We start from the raw sequence: 22,945 nt of genomic DNA on the forward strand, positions 1-22,945 counted from the left end.
GGTCGCCTTTCATCCGGCAAATGCTGAACGTCCGGGAAATCCCGAACGATCGATGAGGCTAGACTAATCGCACCATGTCCAGCAATCCACCGGTTCCGGAGGGCGATCCGGCCGTCCCGGACTACGACCTGGCCGAGGTGATCGAGCTGACCACTCCGGCGCAGGTCAGAGCCATCGGCGATCCGTTGCGGACCACCATCCTCGGCCTCCTGCACGAGCGCGCCGCGACCGTGACGGAGCTGGCCGCCGCGGTCAGGCGGCCCAAGGGCACGGTCGCGCACCACGTCAACGTCCTGGCCGAGGCGGGGCTGCTGCGCGTGGTGCGGACCCGGCGGGTGCGGGCGCTGGAGGAGCGCTACTACGGCCGTACGGCACGCATGTTCTACGTCGGCGTCGGCGAGTCCGCCGACGGGGGGACGATGCCGCTCGACTTCAACGACTTCGAGGTGGCGGCGAAGGAGTCCGCGGCGGCGTTCCAGGCGCACCGGCTGTGGGCGTTCATCCGGCACGCCCGGATTCCGGAGGAGCACGCCACGGCGTTCTGGCACCGGATCAAGGAGCTGGTGCAGGAGTTCGACCACCTGCCTCGCTCGGGTGAGACGACCTACGGGTTCGCCGTGGGGCTGTACCCCATCACCGACTACCCGGCGCTGCCGGTGCGGGACGAAGGCTCTTGATCTCGAGTGTGAGCTTGTGCATGGTGCGCCCGCCCGGCCTGTGAAACCTTCGTCGGTGTGAGACGGTCACGCGTTCTGATCGCGACCCTCGCACCGCTGGCCACGGGTGGGCTGGCGTGGTGGGCGTGCGTCGCCGGGGGCATGGATCTCGACACCACCGGGATCGTGGTGGGGCTGGTGGTGCTCCTGCCGGCGACCCCGCTGGCGATCTGGGCGGGGGCGGGGGAGTCCAGGCGGGCTCCGGTGCGAGAACCGGTGAGGCCGGAAGGCGGCGCCGCCGCGATCGGGGAGGTGCCGCGCCGGCCCAGGGCCTTCCAACAGCGGCCCGGCCTGCGTGACCGGATCGAGGAGATCCTCGCCTCCGGCCGCCCCTGCTGCCTCATCGGCGGCAAGGGCGTGGGCAAGACCCAGCTGGCCGCCGCCTACGCCAGGACGTGTCTCGACGACGGCGTTCCCGTCGCGTGGCTGGCCGCGGAGCCGCTCACGGCGGCGCTCGCGGAGATGGCGGGGGAGCTCGGCCTGCTGCGCGAGGGCGACGGCCCGGAGGAGGTCCGGCGCAAGGTCAGGAGCTGGCTGGCCGGGCGGCGCGAGCCGTACGTGCTGGTCCTGGACAGCGCGGCCGATCCGGACGAGGTCGCGGCGCTGCTGCCCGCCACCGGCGGGACCCGGGTGCTGATCACCACGAACACGCACGCCTTCGAACGGGTCGCCGAGCCCGTCGTCGTCGACCGGTTCACGGCGGGGGAGGCGCTGGCCTACCTTCGGGAGCGAGTCGGGCCGGGCGACGTGGCCGCCGCGCGGGCGCTGGTGCGGGAGCTGGACCGGCTGCCGCTGGCGCTGGCCGTGGCGGCGGCGTGCATGGTGGGCCCGCCGAGGCTCCCCTACAGCGCCTACATCGCGCGGCTGCGCGCCGAGCCGGTGGACCGGCTGCTGGAGCGGCCTTCGGGCGAGCCGTACCCGAGGGGGGTGGCGCAGGCGATCCTGCTGTCGCTGCGCGCGGTGGGCCGCGCATCGCGCGAGCTGCTGGCGGAGCTGTCGGTGATGGCGCCCGCCGGGGTGGGGACGGAGTTCCTGGAGGGCGAGCGGCTGACGGAGCTGGCGGGGCAGTCGCTGATCAGCTTCAGCCGCGACGGCTCGACCGTGGTCGTGCACCGGCTGGTACAGCGCGTCGTCAGGGAGAGCGAGGGCTCGCTCGCCGCGACGGTGGAACGTGCGGGGCGGCGCCTGCTCGGGATCCGGGAGGTGGCCGACGAGGACACCTGGCGGCGCCTGCCGTACATCAACGCGGTCGACGGGCACGCGGCGGCACTCTGGCAGCACACGAAAGGCGACACGAAAGGCGACACGAGAGGCGGCCCGAGAGGCGGCCCGAGAGGCGACGCGGCCGCGGAGCTGGTCCTGGAGGTACGGCAGGCGGTCGCGCAACACTTCCTCTACCTCAACGACGGCCTGAGGGCGGCCCCGATCCTGCGGGAGGTGGCCGAGGGGTGGGCGCGGCTGCACGGCCAGGACGATCCCCGCGTCCTGGAGGCGCGGCACCGGCTGGCGACGGCGCACGAGTTCGCCGGCCGCTTCGAGGAGGCCGTCGAGCGGTTCGGGCAGGTGGTCGCCGATCGTGCGCGGGTGCTGGGCTCCGGCCATCCCGACACGCTGCACTCCAGGGCCAGGCTCGCCTCGTCGCTCAGCGGCGCGGGGCGGTTCGCGCCGGAGTTGTTCGAGAGCGTGGTGGCCGACCAGGCGCGGGTCCTCGGCCCGGACGATCCGGCGACGCTGATCACGCGCTTCAACCAGGCGCTCGCCCATGCCGGGGCGGGGCGGCACGAGGAGGCGGTCGCGCTCTTCGAGGCGGTGGTCGCCGACCAGGGGCGGGTGCTGGGCGAGTCCCATCCGGAGACGCTGGTGTCGCGCGGGCGGCTCGCTCAGGCGTGCGCGGGCGCCGGGCGTACGGGGGCGGCGATCGTGTTGTTCGAGCGGGTGCTGGGCGATCAGGAGCGGGTGGTGGGGGCCGATCACCCGGACACGCTGATCACCCGTCTGGGGCTGGCCGCGGCCTACGAGGCGGCGGGCGAGCGGGAGGAGGCGCGGCGGGAGTACGGGCGCGTGGCCGAGCGGATGGAGGCGGTGCTGGGCGCGCAGCAGCCGATGACGGCGGCGGCGTGGGAAGGGCTGGCGAGGGTGTCGGCCGGGTGAACGCTCAGGCGGTCCCGGTCGCGGTGCCCTCCTCCGGCGCGTGCAGATCGGCCAGGTTCACGATCTCCTCCAGCTCGTGCAGCTGGTAGTAGCCCGGCACCCCCAGGGCCATTCCGCGCCGGGTGATCCGGTACCAGACCTCTCCTGGCTGGGCCCCCGGCTCGCGGATCTGGGCCATGAGCAGGTGAAGGCTGCCTGCCTTCAGCTGGACGGGCTCGACGCGGAGCCCGTCCGGTCCCTCGAGGTATGGAGACACGCCTCCAGATGTATCACGCGTCCACTTTGAACGGATCGTGCTGGGCGAGCAGTTTGTCGAGCCGGGCCTGGTCGACGCGCGTGGAGACCGTCGACAGCTCCTGACGGTCGCGCACGACCTTGGCGAGCATGAAGCTGGAGGTGACCAGGTAGAGCATGCCCACGGCGAGGAAGCCGCGGACCCAGGCGTCGGCCGGCAGGTAGGCGATGCCGAGGGCGACGGCGACGAGGGCGAGGCCGAAGGAGATCACGGCCTGCAGATAGAACGCGGTGGTGCTGGTGGGCTGGATCGGCTTTGTCGTCGAAGTCATGGTCACATGCTGATTCAGCGCGATATGGCGGCACATGAGGGGAAGTACTCAAGTTACCCGTGAGTACAACGGCAGCCCGCTGCAGCCTCCCCCGACCCCCGGTGGCAGTATGGCCAGGGTGAGTGAGGCCAAGAGCGAAGAGTCGCGCCTGCCCCCGGGCCAGTACGTTCCTCGTGGGAGGCCCGTCATTCACTACGGAAGGGTGCCGGAGTTCAAGCCCGACAAGTGGGACTTCCGCGTCTTCGGCGCCACCGCCGACGGCCGGGAACACGTCTTCACCTGGCCCGACTTCGATCAGCTGCCCAAGACCGCTGCCCTGGCCGACTTCCACTGCGTCACCCGGTTCTCGATCATGGGCAACGAGTGGGGCGGGGTGGACCCCGCCGTCCTGCTGAAGATCGCGCCGCCCGATCCCGGCGTGAGGCACGTCATGATCTGGGCGGAGTACGGCTACAGCGCCAACATCCGCATGAGCGACCTGACGGCCGACGGCACCCTGCTCGTCACCGAGCTCGACGGCAAGCCCCTGACGGCCGACCGCGGCTTCCCGCTGCGCATCGTGGTCCCGCACCTGTACGCCTGGAAGAGCGTCAAATGGGTGCGCGGCATCGAATACCTCCTGGAGGACCGGCGCGGATTCTGGGAGGAGCGCGGCTACCACAACGTGGCCGACCCCTGGCGGGAGCAGCGTTACTCCTACCAGGAGGAACCAGGCGAGGGCCCACCTTAGGTATTCGTCCCGCTACAGAGGGCAAACGCCGCTACGGTTACCCGCATGTCGACCCCGGCCTGGGTGGCCCTTGTCGCGATCGCGTTCGGGTGCGGCCTGCTGCTCTCGCGCCGCCGCCCCCACCTGCCCTCCGGTGGATGGAAGGACGAGGCCACCTTCACCACGCTCCACATCGCCGCCCTGGCGGGCCCGTCGTTGCGCGACGGCCTCACCCGCGACTCGGCCCGCAAGGCCGTACGGCACCTGCGCTGCCTGCTGGGCACCGAGGCCGTCGCGCTGACCTCCACGGAGGCGGCGCTCGCCTCCGACGGCCCGTGCGGCGGCGACGTCCTCGCGCAGGTACGGCAGGCCCTGGCCTCGGGCCGCCCCCAGGTGACGGGCGCCTCCGTAGCGGTGCCGCTGGCCGTGGCCGGGCGTACGGTGGGCGCCCTGGCCGCCTATGACGCCGAGGTCAACGGGGCGCTCGTGCGCACGGTCACCGAGGTCGCGCGATGGATCGGCGGGCAGCTGGAGCTGGCCGAGCTCGACGCGGCGCGGCGGGAGGCGCTGGCCGAGCTCGACTCCTCCAGGCGGCAGGCCGTCGAGGCGGAGATGCGCGCGCTGCGCGCCGAGATCTCCCCGCACTTCATCTACAACGCCCTGACCACGATCGCCTCCTTCGTGCGCACCGACCCGGTGCGCGCCCGCGACCTGCTGCTCGACTTCGCCGACTTCGCCCGCTACGCCCTGCGCCGCACCCGCGACTTCACCACCCTGGCCGACGAGCTGACCTGCGTCGACCGCTACCTGCTGCTCGAACGTGCCCGCTTCGGCGACCGGCTGCGCTTCACCGTCCAGGTCCCGCCCGAGGTCCTGCCGGTGCCCGTGCCGTTCCTGTGCCTGCAGCCGCTGGTCGAGAACGCCATCAAGCACGGCATGGGAGGCGAGGTCCGGGTGGTGGTGCGCGACGCCGGCCCCGAGGTGGGCATCAGCGTCGAGGACGACGGGGTCGGCATGGACCCGGAACGCGCCCGAGACCTGCTCGACGGCGACACCCGCCGCGAGGGCGGCATCGGCCTGGCCAACGTCGACGTGCGGCTGCGCCAGATCTACGGCGAGGACTACGGGCTCGTCGTGGAGACGGCTCCCGGGGCGGGCACCAAGGTGCTCCTGCGCATCCCCAAGACCTCCACCTAGCTCTTTGTAGTCAAACTTTTACCCAACGTAGGCGAGTCGCTTGTGAAGGACGCGCTCTTGCGGCAGGTTGGTGGGCATGCTGCGCGTGCTCGCCGTCGATGACGAGGTGCCGGCCCTGGAGGAGCTCGCCTACCTTCTGCGCCGCGACTCACGGGTGGAGCACGTCGTGACCGCCTCCGACGGGGTGAGCGCGCTGCAGGACATGGTGGCGATGATCGGCGCGGGCGAGCGGATCGACGGAGTCTTTCTCGATATCCGCATGCCGGGCCTCGACGGCCTCGACCTGGCCAGGATGATCGGCGGTTTCCCCGATCCGCCCCGGCTGGTCTTCGTCACCGCCCACGACGACAGCGCGGTGCAGGCCTTCGAGCTGCGCGCGGTCGACTACCTCCTCAAGCCGGTGCGGGCCGAGCGGCTGGCCGAGGCCGTCCGCAGGCTCGAAGCGGTCACGGCGCCGGTGGCCGACACCGGACCCGACGACGTGATCCCCGTGGAGCTCGGCGGGCGCATCCGCTTCGTGCCGCAGCAGGCGGTCTGGTTCGCCGAGGCCAAGGGCGACTACGTGCGCCTGCACACCGGCGACGGCAGCTACCTCGTGCGCATGTCGCTGGCCGCGCTGGAGCGGCGCTGGGCGAGCGCGGGCTTCATCCGCGTGCACCGCAGCACGCTGGTTTCGGCGCGCCACGTCACCGAACTGCGCTTCGAGCAGGGACGGGTGCTGCTGACCGTGGGCACCGAGACGTTGCCGGTCAGCCGCCGTCACACCCGCCAGGTGCGCGAGCAACTGGTCCACCAGTTCAGGGCGGGGCTGGTGTCGTGAAGCGCGTGACCGTCGAGCGGCGCCCGGCCCCCGTCGGCCGCGTCGTCCTCGAACGTGCCGCCGATCCGCACGGCCACGACCCGCTGAGCGTGGCCCGCGTCAAGGCCGCCCAGCTGCGCCAGGCGCTGGCCACCGTCGCCGTGGTCCTCGGGGTCCTGGTCGGCCTGCCGCTGCTGGTCGCCGCGCTCGACGGCCCCACCGGCTGGGCGGTGCTCACGCTCGCCGCGCAACCGCTGTGGATGGCCATAGCGGTGTGGCAGCTGCGGCGCGCCGAGCGTCTGGAACGCTGATGCTCGCCGCGGTGCTGGCCGGCGTCGCCGCGGTGCTGGTCCTGTCGGTCGTTGTCGGGATGGTACGGCCCCGCCGCTACGCCACGGTGGAGCAGTTCTACCTGGCCGCCCGCGCCGTGCCGCCCCTGCGCAACGGCGCGGCGATCAGCTCCGAATACACCTCGGCCGCCGCCTGCCTGGGCCTGGCCGGGCTGATCGCCACCCACGGCTCCCAGATGCTCTGGTATCCGGTTGGCGCCGCCGCCGGGTTCGTGGTCCTGCTCGCCCTGGTCGTGGCGCCACTGCGCCGTTCCGGCACCTACACGCTCTCCGACTTCGCCCAGTGGCGTTTCGGCTCCTCCGGCCTGCGGCGCCTGACGACCTGCACGGTGCTGGTGATCGGGCTGGTCTACCTGGTCGCCCAGTTCCACGCCGCGGGCGTGGTGCTGCGCCTGCTGACCGGGCTGCCCGCGTGGGGCGGCTGGCTGGCGGTGGCGGTGCCCGCGGTCGGGATCGCGCTGGCCGGGGGCATGCGGAGCGTCACCCGGGTGCAGGCGACGCAGTTCTGGCTCAAGCTCGTCGTCTTCACCGGCTGCGCCCTGGTGCTGTGGTGCACCTGGCGCTGCCTGGCGGCGCCGGAGCCGCTGCGGGTGGCCGGGTTCGCCGGGCCGTACGAAGGGGCGGGCACCCTGGCCGGGGCGGGGGACCCGTCGCTGCCGGGCATCCTGACCGTGCTGCTGGCCTGCGCGCTGGGCACCATGGGGCTGCCGCACATCGTGGTGCGCGTCTACGCCAACCCCGACGGGCGCAGCGCCCGCCGCTCCATCGTCGCCGCGCAGGTGTTGCTGGGCGTCTTCTTCCTCGTCCCGCCGCTGTACGGCATCCTCGGGCGGGTGCACGTGCCCGACGCGCACTCCGACGAGGTCGTGCTGCTGCTGCCGTCCATGATGCTGCCGGGCGCGGCGGGCAACGTGCTGACCGGCCTGCTGGCCGCGGGGGCCTTCGCCGCCTTCCTGGCCACCTCCTGCGGAGTCCTGGTGGCGGTGGGCGGCGCGGTCTCCTCGTGCGTCAGCCGGGTCTCGGTCACCTCCTTCCGCGTGGCCGTCGCGGTGGTCGCGGTGGCGGCCCTGGGCATGGCGGCGCTCACGAGCCCCGGCAGCTCGGTCCTGCTCGTCCTGGTCGGCTTCAGCCTGTCCGCGGCCACTTTCTGCCCCCTGCTGGTCCTGGGGATCTGGTGGCGCCGGCTGACGGCCGCCGGGGTGGTGGCCGGGTTCGTGGTCGGGGGCGGCCTGACTCTGACCCTTGTCTACGCCGATCTGGTGGGCTTGAAGGCAGGGCTCGCGGCGGCCTATCCGGCGGCGTTCTCGGTGCCGGCGGCGTTCGTGGCGATGGTCGTGACGTCGCTGGTCACGCGGGGTCGGGTGCCGGGGAACGTGGATGCGCTCATGGCGCGCATGCACTGGCCGGAAGACCGCTCGTCGCGCCAGGATGCCCGCTCGTCGTTCTGACACTCTCCGTATGTCGATGACTACAGACCGTTGGGCGAGCTGTGCCGAAACCGGGGTTCGCTTCCAAGATCGCGACCGTAGTGTCTACGCATCGGAAGCCACACCGCCGCAATGGGGGGGCACGGAGCCACAGGCTCAGGACAGGCCCCTTGCGTCGGATCCACGGCGGCCCTCGGGGCCGCCACGGTCGCCGGGCCCTCAACCGGGGGGTAGGGCCCGGCGACCGAGCCGTGGAGGGATGTCCGCCGGGCCGCGGAAAGGACCGCGATCCGGCCAAACGGGGGCGGCCGGATCGCGGGGCGGACATCCCTTCACAGGCACGACCCCGGGGGTTCACGGGGCCAGGGCGGGCGACAGCCGCCGACGAGCAGGACGTGCACGAGGACGCCTCCCTGGCCGGGGTGACCCGATGCCAGGGAGGCGTCCTCGTCACGCGTCGCGCAGAGACTTCAGCAACGCGATGTCGACCCGGTAGTCGTCGGCCTTGCCCGGCGTCTCGATGCAGAACGGGATGCCCGCCGCCACCGGGTGCGCGAACAGCTCGGCGAAGGCGCGCTCGCCGATGTGGCCCTGGCCGATCTTCTCGTGCCTGTCCTTCTTGGCGCCGCAGACGTCCTTGGAGTCGTTGGCGTGGATCAGTTTGAGCCGGCCCGGCGCGATCTTGTGCAGCGCGTCGAGCGTCTCGGCCACCCCGCCCTCGGCGGCGAGGTCGTGGCCGGCGGCGAAGGCGTGGCAGGTGTCGAAGCAGACACCCGCCTTCGGGTGCCAGTCGAGCGCCGCCAGGTACGGCTCGAGATCCTGCACGGTCGCGCAGAGCATCGCCCCCTGACCGGCCATCGGCTCCAGCAGCAGGTCGGGGCCGCCGTCGGGGATCTCCTCCAGCAGGGGGAGCAGGTGCTCGTGGAGCTGGCGCATGGCGTCGTCGCGCGGCTGCGAGACGGCGCTGCCGGTGTGCACCACCACGCCCTTGGCGCCGGTCTCGACGCCGCGCCGCAGCGTGTAGCGGGTCAGCGCGATCGAGTTGGCCAGCGTCTCGGGGTTGGGCGAGCCGAAGTTGACCAGGTAGGGGAGGTGGATGTAGCTCTCCACTCCCGACTCGGCGAGCTTGGCGTCCTCGTCGGACTTTCCCTCGGTCAGCGCCCAGGCGCGGGGATTGGTGACGAACACCTGCATCATCTCGGCGCCGATGTCGGCCATGTACTTCAGGCCGCCTGTCGCCAGGCCGCCCGCGACGGACACGTGTCCGCCGATCAGTGATGTGTGAGAGCTCATGATGGCGCCAAGTCTAGGAGATGCCCTGGAGCTCCTTCAGATATTCCGCCAGCGGCCGCAGTCCCGCCTCGGCGCGGCGCTTGTCGACCTCGGCCTCGTTCTCGATGCCGATCTGCGGCTTCCACTTCCCCTGGGCGTCGGTCTCCCACTGCGTGCCGTACACCTGGGGCTTGTTGTCCTTCACCCTGACCCGGTCGGTGAGGTAGGCCAGGTCGCCCTTGGAGGCGTCACCCGCCTCCACGGCCTTGCGCAGCAGGCCGAGGCCGCGCCGCTGGAAGTCGGGGTCGAGGTCGGCGTGCTGGACGAGCGCCCACGCGGCCGTGGAGCCGTCCTTGCCCACCATGGCCCACCCCGGCCAGCCGTACTGGTCGAGGACCTGCTTCATGCGGGCGGTGTTGGCCTTCTCGACGCGGTCGAACTGCTCGTCGGTGACCTCGGCCGTGCGGGTCAGCTGGTCCTCGTCGAGCATCTTCAGCAGCTCCGCCCGCAGGAGCGGGTTGCTCGGGCGGCTCGGCGGCTCCTGGGCCGTGGAGCACGCCGCCAGGGTGGCGAAAGCCAGGAATGCGCAGAAAAGTGCTCGCACGGACGCACCGTACCACGGAGCATCAGCCCAGGCGGAGGGCCAGGAAGAAGTCCACCCGGTCCTCCAGGCGCGACAGGTCGCGGCCGGTCAGGTCCTGGATGCGCTGGATGCGGTAGCGCAGCGTGTTGACGTGGACGTGCAGCAGCTCGGCGCACCTGGTCCAGGAGCCCGAGCACTGCAGGAAGGCCTCCAGGGTGCGCACCAGCTCGGCGCGGTGCACCTGGTCGTAGGAGCGCAACGGGTCGAGCAGGCGCACCCGGAACATGTGGCGCACGTCGTCGGGGACGCTGGCCAGCAGCAGCACGTGGGTGGCCAGCTCGTCGTGGCCGACGACCGCGTCGGGGCCCGACGCCGAGACCGGCCGGCCCTCGGCCATGCGCCGCGCGTAGCGGGCCTCCTCGACCGCGCCGCGCAGGCCCTCCACGGGAGCCACGCCACTGACGCCGACGGTGAGCCGGGTGCCGCCGAGCCCGGGCGCCAGGGCGTGCACGGCGGCGCGGATGCGGGTGGTCAGCTCGGCGTCGGCTGCGGGGATGAGAGCGATCGCCTCGTCCTCGATGACGCCGATCACCGGGTGTATCGGATGTGCCCCGGGTGCCGCTGCGGCTCCGCCGTACAGGATCTCGCGCACCACCGAGCGCAGCTCGCCGGGACGCAGACCGCCGTCGGAGCCCCCGCTGGCCTGGGCGGCGACGGCGACGAAACCCTCGGCGCCGGCCAGCCCCGTGACCTCCAGCCTGGGCAGGATGTCGCTGGGCTTGCCGTCGGTCAGCACGAGCCGCACCAGCTCCTGGGCGATGCGGCCCTCCGGGCTGAGCCGGTCGTCCTGCCGCACCCGCTCCAGCGCCGCCACGGCCGCCAGCTCGCCCGCCAGCGCCTGCCGCTCCTCCGGCCAGTCGTCGTAGGAACCCTCGAAGGCGACGAACCAGTCGGCCACCCGCGAGGTGGTCTGCTCGTCGACCGGGAAGATCGAGTAGCCGCCGCGCACGCACGGCATGCGCTTGGCGGTGAGGAAGACGCGGGCCAGCATGGCCGCGGCGTCCGCGGCCAGCTCGGCGTTGCCCGACACGACCCGGCCCGACGCCGTCAGCACGGCGCACCGCATGCCCAGGTCGCGGCCGATCATCTCCAGCACGGGATCAAGCCCGGCGCCCGAGACGAGCTGCCGGTGCCGGTCGAGCACGGCCTTGACGTCGGAGGCCCGCTCGCCCGACAACCGCCGCACGATGTGCTCGGTGACCTCGGCGAACCCGAGCGCCTGGGGCACGTGGAAGAGCGGCACCCGATGGCGGGCGCACGCCTCGACCAGGTCGGCGGGCAGCTCGCCGCTGGAGGCCTCGCACGCGCCCAGCGCCGACACGCCGGCGCGGGCCAGGGCCGCCACGAAGGTCTCGCTGTCGGCCGGGCGGGTGCGCCAGACGAGCCCGGTCAGCACCAGCTCTCCACCGGTCAGGTAGCGGCCGGGATCGAGCAGGTCGGTCGTCACCACCCAGCGGATGGGGCGGGCCAGCTCGTCGTGCCCGCTGAGCGCGGACAGGCCGAGCTCGGGCATCTCGAGCAGGGCTTGCAGTCGCATGTCTATTAGTAACGCACAGGTGAACGTGCAAAGAACTTGGAGCATGACACGAAAGGGCCAGGCCAAGCCTTGGGCTGTTTCGGAGTTCTCGCCGCTGGACCGGGCATGCCGGGCATGTGTGTACTGCTGGCATGCCGATCGCTCCAACCGAGCAGGACCTGCTGACCTGCTGCGCCTCCCGGGCCTTCGCCCGGCATGTGGCCGCCCTGCGCCCCTACCGGGACCTGGCCCAGCTGACGACCGTGGCCGACGCCGCCGTGCGCGGCCTGGAGTGGCCGGACGTGCTGGAGGCGCTGGCCGCCCACCCGCGCATCGGGGAGCGCGCCGCAGGCGCCGACCGTGAGGCCGCCTGGTCGCGCCAGGAGCAGTCGGGCGTGACCGACGGCACGCGCGCCGAGCTGGCCGAGGGCAACAAGGCCTACGAGGAGCGGTTCGGCCACGTGTACCTGATCTGCGCGACCGGCCTGAGCGGTGAGGAGATGCTGGCGCGGCTGCGCGAGCGGCTGCTCAACGACGCCGAGGCCGAGCAGGCCGTGGTCCGCGAGGAACTGGCCAAGATCACCCGACTGCGATTGGCGAAGATGCTGTGAGTTTCTCCAGTCATGTTCTGAACGCGGCTAGCGGCCGCCCGGCCCAGGGCGTGCACGTACGGCTGGAGCACGAGGGGCAGACCGTCGCCGAGGGCCGCACCGACGAGGACGGCCGCGTCAAGGGCTGGAATCCGGGCCCAGGAGTCCACCGGGTGATCTTCACCGACCTGCCCTACCAGGACTTCTACCCCGAGGTGATCATCACCTTCCGGATCGACGACCCCGCCCAGCACTACCACGTCCCCCTGCTGCTGAGCCCCTTCGCCTACTCCACCTACCGCGGGAGCTGAACCGTGACCCTCCTCCTAGGCCCCAACAGGTACGGCAAAGCCGAGACCCGCCTGGTGCGGGTCGTCCGCGACGGCGACGTCCACCACCTCAAGGACATCAACGTCTCCTCCTCGCTCTCCGGCGAGATGGAGTCGGTGCACCTGACCGGCGACAACGCCGCGGTGCTGCCCACCGACACGCAGAAGAACACCGTCTACGCCTTCGCCAGGCGGCACGGCGTCGACCAGATCGAGGACTTCGCGCTGCTGCTGGCCCGCCACTACGTCGACAGCCAGCCCACCATCCACCACGCCAGGGTCGAGATCGAGGAGTACGCCTGGGAGCGCATCCCGGCGACCGGCCACTCCTTCGTCCGCACCGGCCAGGAGGTGCGCACCTGCGTCGTGCACTACGACCGCGACGGCTCGGTCAGCGTCGTGTCGGGGCTGAAGGACCTGGTGGTGCTCAACTCCACCGGCTCGGAGTTCCACGGCTACATCGTCGACGGCTACACGACACTGAAGCCGACCACCGACCGCATCCTCGCCACCGCGGTGACGGCGCGGTGGCGGCACTCCGTTACCGACGTGGATTTCGGGAAATCATACGCTGAAGTGCGGAAACTCCTGTTGGAGGCCTTCGCCGACACGCACAGCCTGTCCCTGCAGCAGACGTTGTACGCGATGGGGCGGCGGGCCCTGGAGGCCAGGCCCGAAGTGTGCGAGATCAGGTTCGCGATGCCGAACAAGCACCACTTCCTGGTGGATCTGGAGCCCTTCGGACTCGACAACGACAACGAGGTGTTCTACGCGGCCGACCGGCCCTACGGGCTGATCGAGGGCACGGTGCTGCGCGAGGACGCCCCTGACGCCGGACAGGCGTGGGAGTGACGGGCATGGACTTTCTGCGACCTTCGAGCTGGGACGAGGCACTGGCCATGAAGGCCGGGACGCCCGGCGCCGTACCCATCCAGGGTGGCACCGACGTCATGGTCGAGATCAACTTCGACGTGCACAGGCCCGCCGCGCTGCTCGACCTCAACCAGGTGCCCGAGCTGTTCACCTGGGAGCGGATCGACGGCTCCTACCGGGTCGGCGCCGGCGTGCCGTACGTGCAGATCATCGCCGAGCTCGGCCACGAGCTGCCCGGGCTGGCCCAGGCGGCGCGCACGGTCGGCTCGCCGCAGATCCGCAACCGCGGCACCGTCGGCGGCAACCTCGGCGCGGCCTCGCCCGCCGGCGACAGCCACCCGCCGCTGCTGGCCGGCGACGCGATCATCGAGGTGGCCTCGGCCGCCGGCACCCGCATGATCCCCGCCCACGAGTTCTACCTCGGGGTCAAGAAGTCGGCGCTGCGGCCGGACGAGCTGATCAGGGCGTTCTGGATGAAGCCCGCCGACGGGCCGCAGTACTTCTCCAAGGTCGGCACCCGCAACGCCATGGTCATCGCGGTCTGCTCCTTCGCCGTCGCCCTGCACCCCTCGGAGCGGCGCGTCGGCACCGGCATCGGCTCGGCCGCGCCCACGCCGCGCAGGGCCCTCGAAGCGGAGGCGTTCCTCGCCGAGTCGCTCGACTGGGAGGCGCGCATGGATCCCGAGGTGCTGCGCCGCTTCGGTGAGCTCGTCGCGGCCGCCGCCTCGCCGATCGACGACGTGCGCGGCACGGCCGACTACCGCAGGCACGCCCTGGCGGTCATGGCCCGCAGGACCCTGACCTGGGCCTGGAACGACTACCGGAAGGTTCGTGCGGCATGAGAGTGAACTTCACCGTCAACGGCCGCGCCGAGGCCGTCGACGACGTCTGGGAAGGCGAGAGCCTGCTGTACGTGCTCAGGGAGCGCGTCGGGCTGCCCGGCTCGAAGAACGCCTGCGAGCAGGGCGAGTGCGGATCGTGCACGGTCTACCTGGACGGCACGCCGGTGTGCTCCTGCCTGGTCGCGGCCGGGCAGGTCGAGGGGCGCACGGTGCGGACCGTGGAGGGCCTGGCCACCGAGGACGGGCTCGACCCCGTGCAGGAGGCCTTCGTGGAGTGCGGGGCGGTGCAGTGCGGCTTCTGCACCCCGGGCCTGATCGTGCAGGCGCACGACCTCATCGACCGCGTGCCGGACCCGTCCGACGCCGAGATCCGCGAGGCCCTGGCGGGCAACCTGTGCCGCTGCACGGGCTACGAGAAGATCCTCGACGCCGTACGGCTCGCCGCCTCGCGGAAGGCCGTCAGCTCGTGATCATCGAAAACGTCTACATCGCCCCGGTCGCGGGCGCCGAGATCGAGTCCGGCTACATCCGCATCGAGGGCGACAGGATCGCCGACCTCGGCCCCATGACCCAGGCGCACGCCGTACCCGGTGAGCGCATCGACGGGCGCGGCATGCTGGCCACCCCCGGCCTGGTCAACACCCACCACCACCTCTACCAGTGGGCCTCGCAGGGCCTGGCGCAGGACGCCACGCTCTTCGAATGGCTGGTGGCGCTCTACCAGGTGTGGGCGGCCATGGACGCCGAGGTCGTGCACGGCGCCGCCTCCGCCGGGCTCGGCTACCTGGCCCTGTCGGGCTGCACCCTGTCGAGCGACCACCACTACGTCTTCCCCAAGGGCCGGGGCGACCTGTTCGCCGCCGAGATCGAGGCCGCGCGGAGCATCGGGCTGCGCTTCCACCCGGCGCGCGGCTCCATGGACCGCGGCCAGTCGCAGGGCGGCCTGCCCCCGGACGTCGTCGTCGAGCGGCTCGACGAGATCCTGGCCGCCACCGCCGAGGCCATCGACATCTACCACGACCCCTCCTTCTCCTCGAAGCTGCGGATCGCGGTCGCGCCCTGCTCGCCGTTCTCCGTCAGCCGCGACCTCATGACCGAGGCCGCCTCGCTGGCCAGGGGCAAGGGCGTGCGGCTGCACACCCACCTGGCCGAGACGGTCGACGAGGAGGAGCACTGCCTGGAGCAGTTCGGGCTGCGGCCGGTCGACTACATGGAGAAGCTCGGCTGGCTCGGGCCCGACGTGTGGTTCGCCCACAGCGTGCACCTGTCCGACGCCGACATCGACAAGTTCGCCCGCACCGGCACCGGCTCGGCCCACTGCCCCTCCTCCAACGGGCGGCTGGGCGCGGGCATCGCGAGGGTCTCGGAGATGCTCAGGCGCGGCGCCAACGTCGGGCTCGGCGTCGACGGCAACGCCTCAAGCGAGCTGACCCCGATGGCGGGCGAGATGCGCCAGGCGATGCTCTTCCAGCGCGCCAGGTACGGCCCGACCGCGCTGACCGCCCGGCAGGCGCTGGAGATGGCCACCCTCGGCGGCGCACGCAACCTGGGCCGCCAGGGCGAGCTCGGCACGCTGGAGGTGGGCAAGCTCGCCGACATCGCGCTGTGGCGCGTCGACGGCCCCTTCACCTCGGCCGTCGCCGACCCGGTCGCGGCCCTGGTCTTCGGGCCGCAGCCGCCGCTGGCCAGGCTGCTCGTCGGCGGCGAGACCGTCGTGCAAGACGACGAGCTGAAGACCGTCTCCCAGGACCACGTCGGCCGGCTGGGCGCCGAGGCCTCGCGCCGGCTGCTGGCGCTGGCCGAGAAGAAGGGCATCACCGCCCAGAAGGAGGTGCACCAGTGACCACGCCGCTTCGCGCGCCTCGCGAGATCGCCGCCCCCGGCAACGGGGGAGTGGGCGACAGCCCGCTGCGGCCCGACGGGACACTCAAGGTCCGCGGCGAGTTCGCCTACTCCAGCGACCTGTGGATCGAGGGCATGTTGTGGGGCGCGACGCTCCGCAGCCCGCACCCGCGCGCCCGCATCGTCTCCATGGACATCGGGCTCGCCCTGGCCATGAACGGCGTGCACGCCGTCCTGACCCACGACGACGTGCCGGGACGCAAGCACTACGGCCTCGACCTCACCTGGGACCAGCCGGTCCTGGCCATCGGCGAGGTGCGCCACCAGGGCGAGCCGATCGCGCTCGTCGCCGCCGACCACCCGGAGATCGCCCGCCGCGCCCTGAAGGCGATCGCGATCGAGTGGGAGGTGCTCGAACCCCTCACCGACGCCCGCAGGGCCGCCTTCGACCCCACCTACCCGCAGGTGCAGGAGCGCCCCAACCCCGCCCGCTACCAGCCGGTGCGCTTCGGCGACGTCGAGTCGGTGCGCGACCGGGCCGAGGTCGTCGTCACCGGCACCTACGAGGTCGGCATCCAGGACCAGGCCTTCCTCGGGCCCGAGTCCGGCCTGGCGGTGCCGCGCGAGGACGGCGGGCTCGACCTGTACGTCGCCACCCAGTGGATGCACAACGACCTCAAGCAGATCGGGCCGTGCCTGGGCCTGACCGACGAGCAGATCCACATGACGCTCTCGGGCGTCGGCGGAGCGTTCGGCGGGCGCGAGGACCTGTCGATGCAGATCCACGCCGGCATGCTCGCCCTGCGCACCGGGCGGCCCATCAAGATCGTGTACAACCGCGAGGAGTCGTTCTTCGGCCACGTGCACCGGCACCCGGCCGAGATGCGCTACGAGTACGGCGCCACGCGCGACGGCAGGATCCTCTACGCCGACGTGGAGATCCTCCTCGACGGAGGCGCCTACACCAGCGCCACCCTCAACGTCGTGGGCAACGCCGCCTCCCTGGGCGTCGGGCCGTACGCCATCCCGAACGTCAAGATCGACACCTACGGCGTCTACACCAACAACCCGCCCTGCGGCGCCATGCGCGGCTTCGGCGCGGTCCAAGCGTGCTTCGCCTACGAGTCGATGATGGACAAGCTCGGCGCCGCCTGCGGCATCGACCCCGTCACCATCCGCCAGATCAACGCCGCCTCCCAGGGCACGCCCCTGGCCACCGGCCAGATCATCTGGGCCCCGCTGCCCATGGCCGAGATGCTGGAGCAGGCCAGGCGGCTGCCCATGCCCGCACCGCTCGACGCCTCCGACATCCGCAACCTGCCGGGCGGCGCCTCCCAGACGACGCACGGCGAGGGCGTACGGCGGGGCGTCGGCTACGGGGTCGGGCTCAAGAACATCTGCTTCTCCGAAGGCTACGACGACTACTCCACCGCCCGCGTGCGGCTGGAGGTCATCGGCGGCGTCGCCACCGCCCTCGTGCACACCGCCGCCGCCGAGGTCGGCCAGGGACTGGTCACCGTCGAGGCCCAGATCGCTCGCACCGAGCTGGGAATCGAGCACGTGGTCATCCACCCGGCCGACAACGGCGTCGACAGCGCCGGGTCCAGCTCCGCCTCCCGCCAGACGTACATGACCGGAGGCGCGGTCAAGACCGCGTGCGAAGCCGTACGGCAGGAGCTGTTCGCGCGGGTGCCCGGCGGCCACACCGACCTGTCGCTCGTCGGCGGGAAGATCGTCTCGGAGAGCATGGGCGTGCTGGCGGCCATCGAGGACGTCCTCGGCGAGGACGCCATCGAGGAGACCAGGCGCTTCCACCACCACCCCACCACCGGCATGGACAAGCGGACCGGGCAGGGCGACACCCACGCCCAGCTCGGCCTGTGCGTGCACCGGGCCGTCGTCGACGTCGACGTCGAGCTCGGCCTGGTCAAGGTGGTCGAGCTGGCGGCCGTCCAGGACGTCGGCAAGATCATCAACCGCCTGTCGCTCGAAGGCCAGATCCACGGCGGCACCGCCCAGGGCCTGGGCCTGGCGGTGATGGAGGAGATCGTGGTGCGCGACGGCAAGGTCCGCAACCCCTCCTTCACCGACTACCTCATCCCGACGATCCTCGACATGCCGCCCATGCGGCTGGAGATCCTCGAGAACGCCGACCCGCGCGCCCCCTACGGCCTGCGCGGCGCCGGAGAGCCACCCACGCTCTCCTCCACGCCCGCCGTCGTCGCGGCCATCCGCGACGCCACCGGCCTGGACCTCACCCGGGTCCCCGTACGGCCGGAACACCTCACGGAGTGATCCCTGCTCCGGGTTAGTTGATCAACAGGGGCAGTCCCCCAGCGGCTCCACAACCAACCCGAGCGGCAGGACTCGACGAGTCCTGCCGCCGGTCGACCACGCCCTTAGGAGGGCCCGACCGATGACCCAGCTCCAATCCCCGCCCACCACCGGCCTCGACCGGTTCTTCCAGATCACCCCGCGCGGCAGCACCGTCGGCCGGGAGGTGCGCGGCGGCATCACGACCTTCGTGGCCGTCGCCTACGTCATCCTGCTCGTGCCGATCATCCTGTCCGGCGCGAAGGACGTCACCGGCGCCTCGCTGACCATCCCGCAGCTCACCACCGCCGTGGCGTTGTCGGCCGCCATCACCACCATCCTCATGGGACTGGTCGGCAACGCGCCCTTCGCCCTGGCCTCCGGCCTCGGCATCGCCCCCGTCGTCGCCTTCCAGGCAGCGCCCCACATGACCTGGTCGCAGGCGATGGGCCTGGTCGTGCTCGAAGGCGTCGTCATCGTCATCCTCGCGCTGACCGGCGTCCGGCAGCTGATCATGGACGCGATCCCCACCCCGATCAAACACGCCATCGGCGTCGGCATCGGCATGTTCATCGCCCTCATCGGCCTCGTCGACGCCGGCTTCGTCGGCAAGGGCGCGGGCACCCCCGTCACCCTCGGCGAAGGCGGCCACCTCGTCGGCTGGCCGATGGTCGTCTTCTGCGCCGGCCTGCTGCTCACCTTCGCGCTCTACGTGCGGCGGGTGCCCGGCGCGATCCTCATCGGCATCGTCGCCTCCACCACGCTGGCCATCGTCGTCAACGCCCTGGTCTCCGGCATCAAGTGGCCCGGCGTCGTGCAGCCCACCATGCCCTCCGACATCGTCGCCCTGCCCGACTTCGGGCTCTTCCTCGACATCGACCTGTTCGGCGGATTCGCCCAGGCCGGCCCCCTGACCGCACTCGTGGTGCTCTTCACCCTGGTGCTGTCGGGCTTCTTCGACGCCATGGGCACCATCCTCGGCGTCGGCGAAGCGGCCGACATGGCCGACTCCCAGGGCCGCATCCGCGGCATCGGCAAGATCCTCACCATCGACGGCTTCGGCGCCATCATCGGCGGCGCCACCGGCGGCTCGGCCAACACCATCGTCGTCGAGTCGGCGGCGGGAGTAGGGGAGGGCGCTCGCACCGGCCTCGCCAGCCTCGTCACCGGCACCCTCTTCGCCGGCGCCATGTTCCTCACCCCGCTGGCCGCCGTCGTCCCCGCCCAGGCAGCCGCGCCCGCCCTCGTCCTGGTCGGCGCGCTCATGATGACCGCCGTCCGCAAGATCGAATGGGACGACCTGGACCTGGCCATCCCCGCCTTCCTCACCATCTCGCTGATGCCGTTCACCTACTCCATCACCAACGGGGTCGGCGCCGGCGTCATCGCCTACACGGTGATCAAGGCCGCCCGCGGGCGGCTCGACCAGATCCACTGGCTGCTGTGGGTGATCAGCCTGATCTTCGTGGGCTACTTCGGGATCGGCATCCTCAGCTGATCCGGCGGTGCGGGCCGCGCCCGTCACCCCGGCGCGGCCCCCTCTTCTCGTAAGGAGCACGTCATGCGGGAACTCGCCCCGGCCCTGCGCGCCTGGCTCGCCGAGGGACGCGCCTTCGCCGTCGCCTCGGTCGTCTCCACCAGCGGCAGCGCCCCCCGCCAGCCCGGCGCCGCCCTCGCGGTCAGCATCGACGGCGAGGCGATCGGGAGCGTGTCGGGCGGGTGCGTGGAGGGGGCGGTGTACGAGCTGTGCCTGGAGGTGATCTCCACGGGGCAGGCCGTGCTGCGGCGCTTCGGGTACAGCGACGACGAGGCGTTCGCGGTGGGGCTGACGTGCGGGGGGATCATCGACGTGCTGGTGTGGCCGGGGGCGGACGGGCTGGCGGGGTACGTGGAGTCGCTGGCCGCGGACGAGCCGGTGGCCCTGGTGCGCACCCTGCCGGATTCGGAGGTCACACCGTATTCGCCGCCCGATCGGGGCCTCACGCCCGCCTCGCCGCCCGATCTGGGCTTCACGCCGCCCGCGTCCCCCGATCTGGGCCTCACGCCCGCTTCGTCGTCCGCTTCTCCCGGCGCGACGCGGCCCCGGCTCACCGTCGTCTGGCCCGCCCGTGACAGCGGCGGCGACCCCGAGCTGGTGGCCGAGGTTCGGGCCATGCTGGAGGCCGGCCAGACCGGCGTGCGCGACCTGTGCTCGCGCCGCGTCTTCGTCGAATCCCACACCCCGCCCCCACGCATGATCGTCTTCGGCGCCATCGACTTCGCCGCCGCCCTGACGAAGGTCGGCCGCCTCCTCGGCTACCACGTCACCGTCTGCGACGCCCGCCCCGTCTTCGCGACCCCTCGCCGGTTCCCCGACGCCCACGAGGTCGTCGTCGAATGGCCCCACCGCTACCTCGCCCGCACCCCCGTGGACACCCGCACCGTGATCGCCGTCCTCACCCACGACGCCAAGTTCGACGTCCCCCTCCTGGAGGTGGCGCTGCGCCTGGACGTGGCCTACGTGGGCGCCATGGGTTCGCGCCGCACCCACGACGACCGTCTCGATCGCCTGCGCGCGGCCGGCCTCACCGATGGCGAGCTGGCCCAGCTGCACTCGCCGATCGGCCTCTACCTCGGCGCCCGCACGCCTGAGGAGACCGCGCTGTCGATCGCCGCCGAGTTCGTCGCGCTGCGCCGCGGCGGCACGGGCCTGCCGCTGTCGGCGACCACCGGCCCGATCCACTCCCGCCTCCGCCCGGCCGTCTGAGCGCCTCCGGGCCTAAGGTGTGCTGTCCGGTGCCTGCCTGATCCGTTGCCGGTATGCGCGGACCTTGGCGATGCTCCCGCATCCGCGTGCCTCGCTGCCGCCCGGGTTCATCACGCACCAGCGCCTGCTCCCGTTGCGGCTGTGGTCGTAGAACACCCATCCGCAGTCCGGGCACGCCTTCAACCTCGCCCACCGCCCAGCCCCCACCGCGTCGGCCACTATCGCCAGGATCCGGCCGACCGCACCGTCACGCTCGGGCCTCAGCACCACCCCGCCCTCGGTGAACTCCACACGAAGGGGGTGCCGCTCCGCCCACTCCTGAAGCGCCACCGGGTCACCCAGGGCCTCGCGCAGTGCCGTACGAAAGCCCTCCAGGCCGGCCTCGGCCGGGATCCCCGGCATCTCCCGCCGCCATGCCCCCGCGTCGGCGGCGAGTGCGGGGAGGCGGTCCTCCGGGACGCGGGTCTCGTTGGGCAACCACCACGTGTTGAGGAAGGTTCTGACCTGCTCCAGCTCGCCCGGTGCCTCGCTCTCCGACATGTAACCACTTTACCACTTAGCCGGTAACAGTTACCGTCTATAGATATGACTGGTAACAGATACGCGCAAGTCCTTCGTGCTCCCGGGCTGCCCGTCTGGCTCGCGGTGCTGGTCGCCCAGCGGTTCCCGGTGGCGATGGCGCCGCTCGCCCTCGTCTACCTGGGCCACGCCGCGACCGGTTCGTACGCGATCGGAGCGTTGCTGGGCGGCGTGCACGCGCTCGCGGAGGCGGTGGCCGCCGCGCCGCTGGGACGTCGCTTCGACCGTCGCCCCGCCCGGCGGGAGGTGGCCGTGGTGCTGGCGGTGGAGGCCGTGGTGTTCGCCGTACTGGCCCGGTTCTCGGGGGAGTTGCCGCTGGCCGGGCTCCTGGTCCTGGCCGCGATAGGCGGGGCTGCTCCGGCGGGCGCGCACGGCGGGTTGCGGGCCTGGGTGGTCCGTACGGCGCCCGCGAGCGCGCGGGTGCCGGCGTTGAGCGTGGAGTCGGCACTGAGCACGTTGGTGTGGACGGCCGCGCCGGGGCTCGTCGCGCTGCTGGCCGTCGTGGCGCCGTCGGCGGCCGTGTACGGCATGAGCCTTCTGGCGGCGGTGGGGGCGCTGACCGGATTGTGGCTGCGCGACCCGGCGGCGCAGGGAACCGCCGGGCGGGGGAGGGACGGGACCGGCGACGAGACGCGGGGGAGCGAAGGGGCCGGGGACGGGAGGCCGGGCGTTGGCAGGCCAGGCGATGGCAGGACAGGCGATGGCAGGACAGGCGGTGGCGGGACGGGCGGCGAGGGGCCGAGCGGTGGAGAGGCCGGCGGCGTGACATCGGCCGGGCGGCGGGAGGCGGGGCTCTGGCGGGTGGCGTGGACGGCGATGGCCTTCGACGCCGGGCTGATGTTCGCCTTCGCGGGCCTCAGCTTCTGCCTGCCCCTCCTGCTCACCGGCTTCGGCGCCGGCGCGGGCCTGGCCGGTCCGATCCTCACCGGCTTCTCGCTGGCCGGCATCGCGGGCGGCCTGCTGTACGGCGCGCGGACCTGGCGGGGTACGCCGTTGCGGCACGCGGTGGTGCTGTACGTGGCGATCACCGGGGCTCTGGTGATCGCCGTGTCCATGCCGTCGTTGCCCGCCGTGGCGGCGCTCGTGGTGGTGGCGGGGGCGTTCTCCACCCCGGCGCTGACCGCGCGGGCGGTGGCCCTGCAGGACAGGCTGCACGAGAGGCAGTGGGCCGCCGGATTCTCGGCCGCCTATGCCGCCGCGGGGGTGGGGTTCGGGGCGGCGGGGCTGGTGGTGGCGCGGATGGTGGAGTCGTGGGGCGCCCAGGCGGCGATCGGGCTGTGTGCGGTGGTGGGCGCCGTCGTGGCGCTCGCCTCGTCGGCGGCGGAGGCGCGTGCCCGGCGCACCACCGGGCAGGCCGCCATGCACCTCCAGAAAGCCCCGGAGCAGGCCGCCGAGCAGGCCACCGAGCAGGCCACCGAGCAGGCCACCGAGCACGCCGCCGAGCAGGCCGCCGAGCACGCCACCGAGGCGGCGCGGGGCCGGTGA

Annotated in this window: 23 protein-coding genes; 17 read left to right on the forward strand and 6 right to left on the reverse strand. The window is 72.3% G+C overall.

The window, feature by feature from the left end:
• Positions 1-74 precede the first annotated feature (74 nt).
• Both HNR30_RS04400 and HNR30_RS49915 read left to right on the forward strand, forming a co-directional pair.
• Positions 75-677, forward strand: coding sequence for an ArsR/SmtB family transcription factor (locus HNR30_RS04400; RefSeq protein WP_181608329.1), 603 nt, complete (start codon positions 75-77; stop codon positions 675-677).
• Positions 678-734: 57 nt separating this feature from the next.
• On the forward strand, positions 735-2,867 hold the full coding sequence (locus tag HNR30_RS49915; protein WP_181608330.1) for a tetratricopeptide repeat protein: 2,133 nt from the start codon (positions 735-737) through the stop codon (positions 2,865-2,867).
• 4 nt (positions 2,868-2,871) lie between these two features.
• Here the strand turns inward: HNR30_RS49915 and HNR30_RS04410 are convergent, their stop codons facing one another.
• Together HNR30_RS04410 and HNR30_RS04415 are read right to left on the reverse strand one after the other, a co-directional pair.
• The gene (locus HNR30_RS04410) at positions 2,872-3,123 is read right to left on the reverse strand and encodes a hypothetical protein (RefSeq protein ID WP_181608331.1); all 252 of its coding nucleotides are present in this window, start codon (positions 3,121-3,123) and stop codon (positions 2,872-2,874) included.
• Between the two features lie 13 nt (positions 3,124-3,136).
• Positions 3,137-3,433 carry a YiaA/YiaB family inner membrane protein gene (locus HNR30_RS04415; protein ID WP_181608332.1) on the reverse strand — a complete coding sequence of 99 codons (297 nt, stop codon included), beginning with the start codon at positions 3,431-3,433 and terminating at the stop codon, positions 3,137-3,139.
• 109 nt (positions 3,434-3,542) lie between these two features.
• On the opposite strand from HNR30_RS04415, the gene HNR30_RS04420 reads away from it, so the two are divergent.
• The 5 genes from HNR30_RS04420 to HNR30_RS04440 all read left to right on the forward strand — a co-directional run bounded on the left by HNR30_RS04420 (position 3,543) and on the right by HNR30_RS04440 (position 7,936).
• Positions 3,543-4,163, forward strand: coding sequence for a molybdopterin-dependent oxidoreductase (locus tag HNR30_RS04420; RefSeq protein ID WP_181608333.1), 621 nt, complete (start codon positions 3,543-3,545; stop codon positions 4,161-4,163).
• Between the two features lie 45 nt (positions 4,164-4,208).
• Complete coding sequence (locus HNR30_RS04425; protein WP_181608334.1) at positions 4,209-5,339, forward strand: sensor histidine kinase; 1,131 nt, start codon at positions 4,209-4,211, stop codon at positions 5,337-5,339.
• A 76-nt stretch (positions 5,340-5,415) separates the two neighbouring features.
• Positions 5,416-6,159, forward strand: a complete 744-nt coding sequence (locus HNR30_RS04430) for a LytR/AlgR family response regulator transcription factor (RefSeq protein WP_181608335.1) — start codon at positions 5,416-5,418, stop codon at positions 6,157-6,159.
• Positions 6,156-6,449 carry a hypothetical protein gene (locus tag HNR30_RS04435; protein ID WP_181608336.1) on the forward strand — a complete coding sequence of 98 codons (294 nt, stop codon included), beginning with the start codon at positions 6,156-6,158 and terminating at the stop codon, positions 6,447-6,449. Before HNR30_RS04430 ends, HNR30_RS04435 begins: the two co-directional genes overlap by 4 nt.
• Entirely contained in the window at positions 6,449-7,936 is a 1,488-nt protein-coding gene (locus HNR30_RS04440; protein ID WP_181608337.1) for a sodium:solute symporter family transporter, read from the forward strand. The genes HNR30_RS04435 and HNR30_RS04440 overlap by 1 nt, the downstream gene beginning before the upstream one ends.
• A 429-nt stretch (positions 7,937-8,365) precedes the next feature.
• Here the strand turns inward: HNR30_RS04440 and HNR30_RS04445 are convergent, their stop codons facing one another.
• From HNR30_RS04445 to HNR30_RS04455, 3 genes are read right to left on the reverse strand one after another with little or no spacing between them, the layout of a single operon-like run.
• Positions 8,366-9,208, reverse strand: a complete 843-nt coding sequence (locus HNR30_RS04445; RefSeq protein WP_181608338.1) for a deoxyribonuclease IV — start codon at positions 9,206-9,208, stop codon at positions 8,366-8,368.
• A gap of 13 nt (positions 9,209-9,221) precedes the next feature.
• Positions 9,222-9,791: a DUF6624 domain-containing protein gene (locus tag HNR30_RS04450; protein WP_181608339.1), complete on the reverse strand. Its 570-nt coding sequence runs from the start codon at positions 9,789-9,791 to the stop codon at positions 9,222-9,224.
• Between the two features lie 22 nt (positions 9,792-9,813).
• A complete protein-coding gene (locus HNR30_RS04455) occupies positions 9,814-11,367 on the reverse strand; it encodes a PucR family transcriptional regulator (protein WP_181608340.1) in 1,554 nt (517 codons plus the stop codon).
• 131 nt (positions 11,368-11,498) lie between these two features.
• On the opposite strand from HNR30_RS04455, the gene uraD reads away from it, so the two are divergent.
• From uraD to HNR30_RS04500, 9 genes are all read left to right on the forward strand, one after another.
• Positions 11,499-11,957, forward strand: a complete 459-nt coding sequence (gene uraD, locus HNR30_RS04460; RefSeq protein WP_181608341.1) for a 2-oxo-4-hydroxy-4-carboxy-5-ureidoimidazoline decarboxylase — start codon at positions 11,499-11,501, stop codon at positions 11,955-11,957.
• Positions 11,954-12,247 (forward strand): hydroxyisourate hydrolase, encoded by a 294-nt coding sequence (gene uraH / locus HNR30_RS04465; RefSeq protein WP_181608342.1) that lies wholly within the window; start codon positions 11,954-11,956, stop codon positions 12,245-12,247. The genes uraD and uraH overlap by 4 nt, the downstream gene beginning before the upstream one ends.
• Positions 12,248-12,250: 3 nt before the next feature.
• Complete coding sequence (pucL, locus tag HNR30_RS04470) at positions 12,251-13,117, forward strand: factor-independent urate hydroxylase (RefSeq protein ID WP_181608343.1); 867 nt, start codon at positions 12,251-12,253, stop codon at positions 13,115-13,117.
• A 5-nt stretch (positions 13,118-13,122) separates the two neighbouring features.
• A complete protein-coding gene (locus HNR30_RS04475) occupies positions 13,123-13,980 on the forward strand; it encodes an FAD binding domain-containing protein (protein ID WP_181608344.1) in 858 nt (285 codons plus the stop codon).
• Positions 13,977-14,450 (forward strand): (2Fe-2S)-binding protein, encoded by a 474-nt coding sequence (locus tag HNR30_RS04480; RefSeq protein WP_181608345.1) that lies wholly within the window; start codon positions 13,977-13,979, stop codon positions 14,448-14,450. The genes HNR30_RS04475 and HNR30_RS04480 overlap by 4 nt, the downstream gene beginning before the upstream one ends.
• Before the next feature lie 2 nt (positions 14,451-14,452).
• Positions 14,453-15,823, forward strand: a complete 1,371-nt coding sequence (locus HNR30_RS04485) for an 8-oxoguanine deaminase (protein ID WP_312894278.1) — start codon at positions 14,453-14,455, stop codon at positions 15,821-15,823.
• Positions 15,820-18,117: a xanthine dehydrogenase family protein molybdopterin-binding subunit gene (locus HNR30_RS04490; protein ID WP_312894222.1), complete on the forward strand. Its 2,298-nt coding sequence runs from the start codon at positions 15,820-15,822 to the stop codon at positions 18,115-18,117. Before HNR30_RS04485 ends, HNR30_RS04490 begins: the two co-directional genes overlap by 4 nt.
• Positions 18,118-18,238: 121 nt before the next feature.
• Positions 18,239-19,633, forward strand: a complete 1,395-nt coding sequence (locus HNR30_RS04495) for an NCS2 family permease (RefSeq protein WP_181608346.1) — start codon at positions 18,239-18,241, stop codon at positions 19,631-19,633.
• Between the two features lie 63 nt (positions 19,634-19,696).
• Positions 19,697-20,881 carry an XdhC family protein gene (locus HNR30_RS04500; RefSeq protein WP_181608347.1) on the forward strand — a complete coding sequence of 395 codons (1,185 nt, stop codon included), beginning with the start codon at positions 19,697-19,699 and terminating at the stop codon, positions 20,879-20,881.
• A gap of 12 nt (positions 20,882-20,893) precedes the next feature.
• Here the strand turns inward: HNR30_RS04500 and HNR30_RS49035 are convergent, their stop codons facing one another.
• Positions 20,894-21,421 carry a CGNR zinc finger domain-containing protein gene (locus tag HNR30_RS49035; RefSeq protein ID WP_181608348.1) on the reverse strand — a complete coding sequence of 176 codons (528 nt, stop codon included), beginning with the start codon at positions 21,419-21,421 and terminating at the stop codon, positions 20,894-20,896.
• 45 nt (positions 21,422-21,466) lie between these two features.
• Here HNR30_RS49035 and HNR30_RS04510 point away from each other — a divergent pair, with 45 nt between their 5' ends.
• Positions 21,467-22,945 (forward strand): hypothetical protein, encoded by a 1,479-nt coding sequence (locus HNR30_RS04510; protein WP_181608349.1) that lies wholly within the window; start codon positions 21,467-21,469, stop codon positions 22,943-22,945.

It is taken from the genome of Nonomuraea soli, from assembly GCF_013761175.1.
GTDB lineage: Bacteria > Actinomycetota > Actinomycetes > Streptosporangiales > Streptosporangiaceae > Nonomuraea > Nonomuraea soli.